The organism is Secundilactobacillus paracollinoides DSM 15502 = JCM 11969 (genome assembly GCF_001311135.1).
GTDB lineage: Bacteria > Bacillota > Bacilli > Lactobacillales > Lactobacillaceae > Secundilactobacillus > Secundilactobacillus paracollinoides.
In genome coordinates, this window is the sequence record NZ_BBAG01000076.1 from 1 (window position 1) to 10129 (window position 10129).

General features: G+C 47.4%; 4 protein-coding genes. All 4 read right to left on the reverse strand.

All coding sequences use genetic code 11. The annotated features are described in order from the left end of the window. A partial coding sequence (locus JCM11969_RS14775; RefSeq protein ID WP_156319395.1) for a hypothetical protein occupies positions 1-1812 on the reverse strand: 1812 nt, incomplete at its 3' end. After that, the gene (locus tag JCM11969_RS14780; protein ID WP_156319396.1) at positions 1763-4369 is read right to left on the reverse strand and encodes a mucin-binding protein; all 2607 of its coding nucleotides are present in this window, start codon (positions 4367-4369) and stop codon (positions 1763-1765) included. The genes JCM11969_RS14775 and JCM11969_RS14780, both read right to left, overlap by 50 nt. After that, entirely contained in the window at positions 4264-4818 is a 555-nt protein-coding gene (locus JCM11969_RS19370; RefSeq protein ID WP_156319397.1) for a mucin-binding protein, read from the reverse strand. The genes JCM11969_RS14780 and JCM11969_RS19370 overlap by 106 nt, the downstream gene beginning before the upstream one ends. 8 nt (positions 4819-4826) lie before the next feature. Further along, positions 4827-10094: a beta strand repeat-containing protein gene (locus JCM11969_RS18105; RefSeq protein ID WP_054712342.1), complete on the reverse strand. Its 5268-nt coding sequence runs from the start codon at positions 10092-10094 to the stop codon at positions 4827-4829. Positions 10095-10129 lie beyond the last annotated feature (35 nt).

Below are 10129 nucleotides of genomic sequence, written 5' to 3' on the forward strand. Positions count from 1 at the left end.
CTGCGTCGTTACTGGCGTCATTGGATCTTGACCGTTTGGTGTTTCCGTAGTCGTGATTTCATTAGTGTCGGTATCAACATCAACCTGCGTTTGGTCACTATCCGGCCACGTCTTGTCGATCTTAACCACGTTACCATTACCATCTTTAGTTGTGGTTGTTGTCCCACCGTCAGGATCAGTTACTGGTTCACCTGTAACAAAGTAATCACTTGGATCAACACTGATTGCATCACCAACCGCTGTCTTGAAGTAGCTGACTGTGCCTGTTGGGGTCACCGTTTCACCAGTTGTTGAAGGTGCCGTTGGGTTGCCAGCCGAATCCGTCCCAGTCGTGTCATGACTCAATGTCACACCATCTGGTTCATCATTGGTAACCGTTGTCTTGCCAGTTGTTGAGGTTTCGCCTGGTTTTGTTGTTACTGGTGCCAATGGATCTTGACCACTTGGTGTTTCGGTAGTTGTGATCTCATTGTTGCTGGTATCAATGTCGACCTGCGTTTTGTCACCATCTGGCCACGTTTTATTGATCTTAGTGACTTTATCATTACCGTCTGTAGTCGTGGTGGTCCCGCCATTTGGATCATCCGTGGTTGTCGTCACAGAGTAATCGCTTGGATCAACACTAACTGGTGCTGCACTAGCCGACTTCGTGTAACTAGTCGTGCCAGTTGATGTGACTGTCTCACCCGTTGTCGCTGAGGTCGGATTACCGTCCGCATCTGTTCCAGTAGTATCATGACTCAGCGTCACACCATCTGGTTCATTGTTAGTCACGGTCGTCTTACCAGTTGTCGCGGTGTCGTTTGGACTGATCGTGACAGGTGCTAATGGTTCTTGCACACTCGGCGTTTCCGTCGTCGTGACCACATTAGTACTGGTATTAACTGCAACCTGCGTCTCATCGCCATCCGGCCAGGTTTTATCGATCTTTGTGACTTGCCCATTACCATTCGTAGTCGTGACAGTTGTGCCGCCGTTTGGATCATCAGTCGTCGTGGAAGCAAAGTAGCCATCTGGGTCAACGTTAACTGGTGCAGCACTTGCCGATTTAGCGTAACTCAACTCACCCTGTGCCGTCACAGTTTCACTAGTTGTAACCGTTACTGGATTTCCATCGGCATCTGTGCCGGTGGTTGTATGACTCAATGTAACGCCATCAGGTTCGCTGTTCGTCACCGTTGTCTTGCCCGTTGTAACGGCTGTATCCGTTGGAACAGATACTGGCCCAACTGGTTCACCGCCATTTGGTGTTTCAGCGGTGGTGACCACAGAGGTGCTTGGTTCAGTGTCATCAGGCGTAATTGAAACCTGCGTCTGGTCACCATCTGCCCATGTCTTATTGATTTGTGTCACATCTCCATTGCCGTTAACGGTCGTGGCAGTTGTGCCACCATCCGGATCCGTGGTCGTTGTCGTGACATAGTAATCACTTGAGTTAACGCTAACCGCATCACCAACTGCTGAATTATCGTAACTGACCGACCCAGTTGGCGTTACAGTCTCACCGATTGTTGTCGGTGCCGTTGGGTGACCTTCAGCATCCGTTCCAGTGGTGTCGTGGCTCAACGTAACGCCACCCGTTGGTTCATTATTCGTGACCGTAGTCTTCCCTGTTGTCGCGGTATCGCCTTGATTGATTATTACAGGTGTTAGTGGCTCCTGACCATTTGGTGTTTCAGTCGTCGTGATCACATTAGTCTCTGTATTGATTGCGACCTGTGTTTGATCACCATCTGGCCAAGTTTTTTCGATATTTGTGACCTTATCGTTTGCCATTTGTTGTCGTAGCAGTGGTGCCACCATCTGGATCATTTGTCGTGGTCGTCACGTAGTAATTACTTGAGGCAACGCTGACCGCATCGCCAGTATCGGACTTAAAGTAGGCCACTGTTCCATCTGGCAGAATCGTCTCACTGGTAGATGAAGGTCCCGACGTCGGATTCCCATCAGTATCAGTTGGCGTTGTGTCGTGAGTCAGCGTGATGCTGTTTGGCTCGCCGTTTGTCACGGTCGTTTTACCAGTAGTCGTTGTCTCACCAGCATCGATGCTGACAGGCGTCAATGCCATTTGGCCGTTCGGTGTTTCTGTGGCTGTTGCAACGTTCGTGTCCGTATCAACAGTAATGTGTGTTTGATCACCATCCGGCCACGTCTTATCGATGCCAACAATGTTGCCGTTATCATCCGTCGTTGTGGTCGTCGTGCCGCCATCCGGGTCCGTCGTCGTTGACCCAGCGTAAGTGTAAACGACTTGCACTGGGGTCAAGGCAATCGTGGCGTCACTTTGACCCAGTGCCGTTGTGAGGTCACTTGCTGAGACAGCTACGACAGTCGTTGGTGTCACAGTGTAATCCGTTTCTGCGGATGGCGTGTAGGCCGTCAAACCATCAGTACCGGCAACTGTCCAATCCGTGAAGGTCAAAAATTCACCAGTGGTACTATCGAATATTGCGCTTCTTGTGTAGGCGGTCGATTGGTTAGCCAACGTTGTGGTGTCGCCATCCTTCGTCCCGCCAACAAATGACGCATCGATTGCACGGCTGACAGTCTTATTCAAATCAGCATCCGTAATCGTCTTATTTGAAGCTGGCCCATCTGGTGAAACTGGGTCACCGGTGTTGATTGGTGTTGTGACGGTGGCTGTGTCATTTGCGCTGTACGTGATTTTAACATCGGCACTGCCGGCCACAAAGCTGTTGATTTCGTCGTTGGTTGGGGTTACTGCTGCAGCATTGCCTGACGCGGTGTAGCCGAGTACTTTGGGTGACGTTACTGCCGTGAAGCCATCGTTGGTGGCGTTGTCGTCATCACTGGTGGCTAACGTCCAATCGCCATAGCTTAGGAAATCACCAGTTTTTGCATCGATCGTTGCTGTCCGCGTATAGTTACCTGTTTGCACCACTTGTGCTGGTGTATCAGTCCCCGCATTTTCGTACGTAATCGTCCGTGAAATTGACTTATTTAATGCCGTCGCACTGACACCGTCTGGGTATTTAGCCCCATCCGGATTGCTTGAATCAATTGGATCTCCTAGATTCTTTGGATCCGTTGGGTCAATAGTAATTGTTGCATCTTGTGAGTAAATAATCGCAACATCAGCACTCTTGTCCACAAAATTAGAGATGTCATCATTTGTTAGGGAGACTGCTTCTGCGTCACCTGATGAGGTGTAGCCTACTACTTTCGGTGAAGTGACTGCTGTAAATCCGTCGTTTGTGTCGTTGTCGTCATCACTAGTGGTCAGCGTCCAATCGCCGTAGCTTAGAAAGTCACCAGTCTTTGCATCGATTGTTGCTGTCCGCGTATAATCGCCCGTTTGCTTAACACTTGCAGGATCATTTGGTTCTGCTCCTGTGTATGTGATGGTTCGAGAAATTTGTTTGTTCAGATCAGTTTGATCGACACCTTCTGGGTACTTAAGCCCATCCGGGTTGCTTGCATCGATTGGATCTCCAGCATTCTTTGGATCCGTTGGGTCGATTGTGATGGTTGCATCTTGAGCGTAAGTAATCGCCACATCATCACTACCTGCAACAAAGCTACTGATTTCATCATTCGACAATGTTGCCGCAGCGACATCACTTGACGCTGTGTAACCTTTCACTGCCGGTGAAGTAACTGCTGTAAACCCATCGTTGGTATTGTTATCGTCATCAGTAGTGGTCAACGTCCAATCACCATAACTAAGGAAATCGCCAGTCTTTGCATCAATCGTTGCTGTCCGCGTGTAATAACCCGTTTGTGTAACACTTGTCGGATTATTTGGTTCCGCGCCACTATAATTGATTGTCCGTGAAACTGACTTGTTCAATTCAGAATCGCTAACACCATCTGGGTACTTTGGCCCATCAGGATTACTTTGATCAATTAGAGTCCCTGGATTCTGAGGATTCGTTGGGTCAATTGTAATTGTGGCATCTTGTGAGTACGTAACCGAAACATCAGCACTGTGGGCAACGAAATTAGTGATTTCATCGTTCGTTGGCGCTGTCGCTGGTGCATCACCTGATGCAGTGTAGCCAAGGACTTCAGGTGAAGCAACGGCTGTAAACCCATCATTGGTGTCGTTACCATCGTCACTAGTGGTCAACGTCCAATCGCCATAGCCCAGCAATTCACCGGTCTTCTCATCAATTGTGGCGGTCCGAGTGTAGTTACCCGTTTGACTGACACTCGCTGGGTTTCCAGAAATCACACCAGTGTACGTAATCAACCGTGAAATTGATTTATTTAAACTGGTTTCATCAACACCTTCTGGGTAATTTAGCCCATCTGGGTTGTTGGAATCGATTTGATCACCTGCATTCTTTGGATCTGTCGGGTCGACCGTGATTGTCGGATCTGCAGTGTAAACGACGTTAACGTCCAATGACCCATCCGTGTAGTTGGCAATGACATCTGATGTGACTGCCAAAGCGGGAACATCAGCGATATTAGGTGTGTATCCTTTAATTGTTGGGGTTTCGTAACCATTGAAACTCCCATTTGCATAGTCGATGGGCGCCGTTGGTGAAGTGCTGACTTCCCAGTCTGAATAGCTAAAAGTGTACCGGTAACCTCATCGACAGTGGCAGTTCTAGTAAATAAAGCACCCTGTCCAATTGTATTGATTGAATCTTGACTACCGGCGTAACTATAGGTAATCGTCCGCATAAGAATCCGGTTAAGGTCGGCGTTGGCAACCCCATCAGGATACGTTGCCCCAGTTGGATTACTGGTATCAATCAACGTTCCTTGCGCATATGGCTTATTCGCATTCACCGTGATTATCTTATGAACTAAATTAACCGAAATCACTTGGTCGGTTTGATCAGTCACAGCATAAGTCACCGTGCTTGCCTGACCATTCGCGAGTGTGTATCCAGCAGGATCTTAGTCGTTGCATCGTAACTGATTGTCTCGTCTGGAGTACCAGTTGTTGTATCTGTGGCAACCACCTTATCGGCACCATCCGTTGTATCAACATAATTCACCTTGATGGTTTGACTGGTACTTTCTGCGTTGACAGTGTAATTGAGCGAGATCGTCTCACCAGGTGTCGCAGTCTTTAAGGCGTTTGGCACGTCCAAAGCGGTAATATTCATCAGTTGACCACCATTACCAAGCGTTCCGTTGGTAGTCCCCTCGCCTGTATAGGTGACTGCATAACCACTTGCTGCTTTCACAGTTGGCGTCCCCAGAATGGGACCAGCTAGCTTCCAATTAGTGTTAGCTGCATATGTGTACGTCCCAGTCACGTCGTCTTTAATGGCAGACCTCGTATAAACCGCACTTTCGTTACCGTTTGTGATCTGTACTGCGGTTGGATTATCACCCGCAACTACATTGACGTTGACAGTCACATGAGTCGCATTGTAGTCAGCCGTTCCAACAGTCGTATTATCCGGATCAATCGTTTCAGTTGCGTGAACCAAATGGACAACAGCATTATCCGAGTCATCGTCTGTCAATACACCAGTGTAGGCTGCGGCACCGTCAGTAACTGTAACGTTACTATCTTGTGTCGTTGCCAACGCATAACCGGTCGGAATGGCAATTGGTGTGTTCTGTGCCGGATCATCAACGAAGCCAGAAATGGTTTGGGTGTCCGTCAACGCCGTACTGTTGCCATCTGCGTCCTTATCGTCATCGTCGACGAAATCAACGGTGGCGGTTGCTTGAGCGAAGTAGACTACGGCAATTGAAGCGTATTGAAGCAAATCAGACTGGTCTGACTTTTTAATTGTGACTGGACTGCCAAATGTGATCAGCATCCCGTTACCAAACATGTCAGCAAGCATACTGCCGTTACCATTTGTTGCTGGCTTTACAGTGTCTGTTGTGCCATCGTTCATATTTTGAACGGCACTCACAGAAGTCTTTTCATCATTTACAGTTGCGACCACGTTGCTAACGTTTTCATCATTTCTACCGCCAGTTACATACGTATACGTAATTGATTTAATTTGTGATGTTGGATAACCATTAACAGCCACATCCGCTGTACTGGTATTACTGTCCAACGGATCAAGATTAATGGTTTGTGGCGCCGTCAGTGTGTTACCGTTTGTGTCGGTCACTGTGACGGTTACCGTTGCAGTATAGTGCGTCAGGTAAATATCAACCGATTTGCTTGTTCCAAATGTATATGGGATCGAACTTACTTGAGTTGGTCCAAGTTGATACTCGGTACCCGTAGGCCAACCAAATAAATCAACTGCGTAGTTCTGAGCAGAATTATCACTAGCCAAACCAGTTTGTGTCGCCGTATGAACAGTAGTATTTCCATTTTGCGTATCAATATAATTAAACGTAATTGTCGAAGTGGCAGCCGTTCCTGCAACGCTTGTAAACGAATAATTAGGGTTGGCTTGACCAATTTTTGTTAAACCAGCATCGCTCAATGTAACAGTCATCAAATCATTGACATCAGTCAGAGTATAATCAGAACCCTTTGTCAGATCACTGAATTTATAACTTGGTGCCAAGGAAGAACCGCTCGCAATATTAGCGGCACCAGTAACTGCAGGCACGTTGAAACTTAGTGAGACTGCTGGCGTTCCATCCTTAGCAACCGCCGTAATTACTGGCGTGACAGTCGCCGCTCTTGCCGTGACTGTCATTTCGGCAGTCATGTAACTAAAGTTGGCTCCATTCACATCGCCCTTAATATAACTGGCAAAAGTTGTGTTCAACCAAGCAACACCATCAGCGTTTAATTTTTCGATATAAGTCCCAACGTTTTGGTCTCCGCTGATCGGTGTAAAGTCAGACACGCCTGTTTGTCCAGTGATTGTTTTATAACCCGTTAGTACGTTATTTTTTGTGTCATAGTATTTGCCTTCAATTGTCAATTGTGGTGCAACACTAGTCACCGAGGTTCCATCATAGACTTTCGAAATCGGTACAAAAGAAAGTTGATTTTCAATCACAACCTGACTAGTTGCGGCACCACTCGCAAACGAAACTTGATAAAGACCACCCGTAGTCGTGGCAAGCGCACTATTGATTGCATCGATACCCGCTTGTGTCAGCGTATAACTGTACTGGTCGCTTGTTGTGCCATCATTAGCCAGCGTAAAGTACTTACTCAAGTTCGCACTAGTCCCCATGGCAGCCAAGTCATTCACAAAAGCCGTCTTTTGACTCGCACCAGCACCTGCGAAGTATGTTGAAATGGCCGTGTTGTTCCAAGCCAACCATGACAGAGACCCTGTTGTTGCGTTTGTCGCGTCAGAGTATTTTGTGACCCCTGTTGTTAAGAAACCAGAAGCGGTCGTTGTGCCATCATAGTTGGCAACAACTGCCTGACTTAGCGCCATCGCAACTGTTTGAGTGGCCAAGGTATAAGTAACCGTGGCTGTTCCAGTTGCTGTTGCTGATAAGGTCAAAGTCCCATTATTAATGGCTGACTTATAATTTGTGATCGTACCGGCTGTAATGGCAATTGTGTCGCCAGCATGGGCTGAAACGGCTGTCCCGTATGTCCCATTCTGAGCAGTACCACCGTTAACCGTGTAGGTGAAACCCGCAGTACTCCCTGTTGGCGCACCCGTTTGTGTAACTGTAAACGTCTGTGCGATTTGGGTATAGGTAACTGCAGCACTACTAGCCTTGTCTGCAGCTAATGTGATCGTATTGTTGTTAATTGAAGCGTTGTAGTTTGTGATTGCGGTTGGGGTGACGACAATTTTATCGCCAGCATGAGCGCTCACTGCCGTACCATACGTGCCGGTTTGCGCAGTTCCGCCGTTGACCGTGTATGTGTAACCCGCAGTACTCCCTGTTGGCGCACCCGTTTGGCTCACCGTAAACGTCTGCACAGTTTGGCTGTAGGTCACTGCAGCACTACCTGCAGCGGATGCACCAAGCGTGATCGTCCCGTTGTTCACACTGGCGTCGTAATTTGTTATTGTCCCTGGCGTGATGGCAATGGCGTCACCAACATGGGCAGTAACCGCCGTTCCGTATGCGCCAGTTTGGGCGGTGCCGCCATTCACTGTATATGAGTACCCAGTGGTATTTCCGGCAGGTTCACCCGTTTGCGTCACTGTGAATGTCTGTTCATTTGCGGTATAAGCCACTTTAATAACCCCACCCGCAGCCGAAATCACTGGGGTGTTGTTTGTCGTGTCCGTGTCGGTATCGTTAAACGTTGGTGCTGTGTAACCGGCCACCGTTGGTAATTGCGTCGTATCAATTGGCGCGCCGCTGACTCCAGTAATGGCTGCCGTGGCTGTCCCAATGTTGACGCCGTTTGCGTCCGTTGGCTGGATCGTGTAGCTCACCTGCTGGCCATAAGTGACAGTAACCGTGTTGATGGCGTTAACCGTGTCGTCGTAACTCACAGAAGAAGCTGGAGAAACGCTATCCACGTACCCATCTACCGTTGCGGGTGTTACGTTCAACGTGTCGCCATCGGTCAGATCAACTTCGACCCCGGCACCATAACTGACGCCGGTTGCACCATTCACCACTTGACCATTACTGTTGGTCACCGTGTAATCAAACGTTGCGGTACTTGGGGCACCAACTGATTTAACCGTAACTTGCCCAGCGTTAACCGTGACAACTGAATAAGGCACGTAAACCACGCCACCACTTTCAGGAATGGTGATTGAACTGGCGTCGGTTGGCTTCGTGTAGCCGTTAATTGTCGTCGGTAAGTCGATTGCGTCGCCAAAGGAACCGGTTAGGTCAGCACCAGTGCTAGTTGTCGTGATGGCTGAACCAATTGCCGTGTAGTTTGTTTTAACAACCGATCCACTGGCATCTTTGACAATCGTTTCGATAGCGGGTTGTTCGCTGTATGCCAACTCGTTTGAAGAAACGACCTCAGCGTAAAAGCTGACCAGGTAGGCCTGCGTTTGCGGACTGACATAGTTGGCCACATCATGCGGGTTGGTATCCGTTGTATCTGTACCGGTGTAGGTTGTGGTTAACTTATCGCCGTTCGTGTCGGTGAGGTTGTTGCCGCCGACTTCATTCCAAACTTCGTTGAGGTAGGTTGGATCGTCTAAAGTTGTGGTGCTTGTGATTGTCGAGTCAGTAGCAGCATCCGCTACACCTTGATCGTAGAAAGGTTTGATGTAGTGGTAAACATCCCAGACACCTTGTTGAAAGGTTTCAGTCATCACAGTATCGCTTGCTGGTATTGACACATTGAATTTTGAAACATCGATCTGGCTTGGTGTTGTATTATCCGTGATTCCTAATGCTGTCCAAACGGCATCAGGATCTGATGCACTTTCTGAGTACATTGTCTGAATCGCATCATATTTACCGACCATTGCGTAACCATACGCGGCACTGACAATCGCCTTTGAATATGCCAGATAAATTTGGTTAAACATCGAGAAATTAGGAAAAGCAATTGCGTTACCAGACAAGGTAGTATCGTTCCAACCTGTTGTTGTACCAGGTTCTGTTGCACCGACGTATTCCCCTAATGTGTCGTTGGAATTAATACCCACTAAACTCATCATTGCACTTAACAGAGAACCAAGAGAATCTCCCAGATTTTCATACATCGATTCGATATGGGTCACAATTGTGGATAACGAGTATGCGCCATCAATTGTCATTAAAGCATGGACCAGCTCATTGGAATTTTCGTCAATATTATTCAAAATACCCGTCGATGATGTATCTTGCATACCCTGCGTGTCGGACGCAGTATTCACAGCTGGTAAAATTTTCTCCAAAACATATGATTCGGCACCAGGCACAATTTCACTAATATAAGTACTTACAATATTATTAATAAATTCACTATAAATTCCGGACCAAAACTGCGTATTCATTCCTGAAGGCATAGAGTAAGTGGCCATCTGAGTATTTTCAAAACCAACCGAAGCTGCACCATTACCGGATGCGACCATCATAAATTGTGTTGAAAAAACATTTGCGGTCTTTTGGAAAACATCACCCACTGAAGTATCAGCACCGTCACCAAATTCAGTCATGGCTACCTGATCTGCCGTCGTCATATTATCCAAATTATCAACTAATTGATTAATATAACTGTCACTAGAACCATCAAAATAATAGTAAATTTCAGATAAGTAATCCATCAATCCAGCAAAGTCAGCGTCACTCTGATTGTTTAATGCCAAACTTAAACGAACATTACCTTTACCATACTTATTAA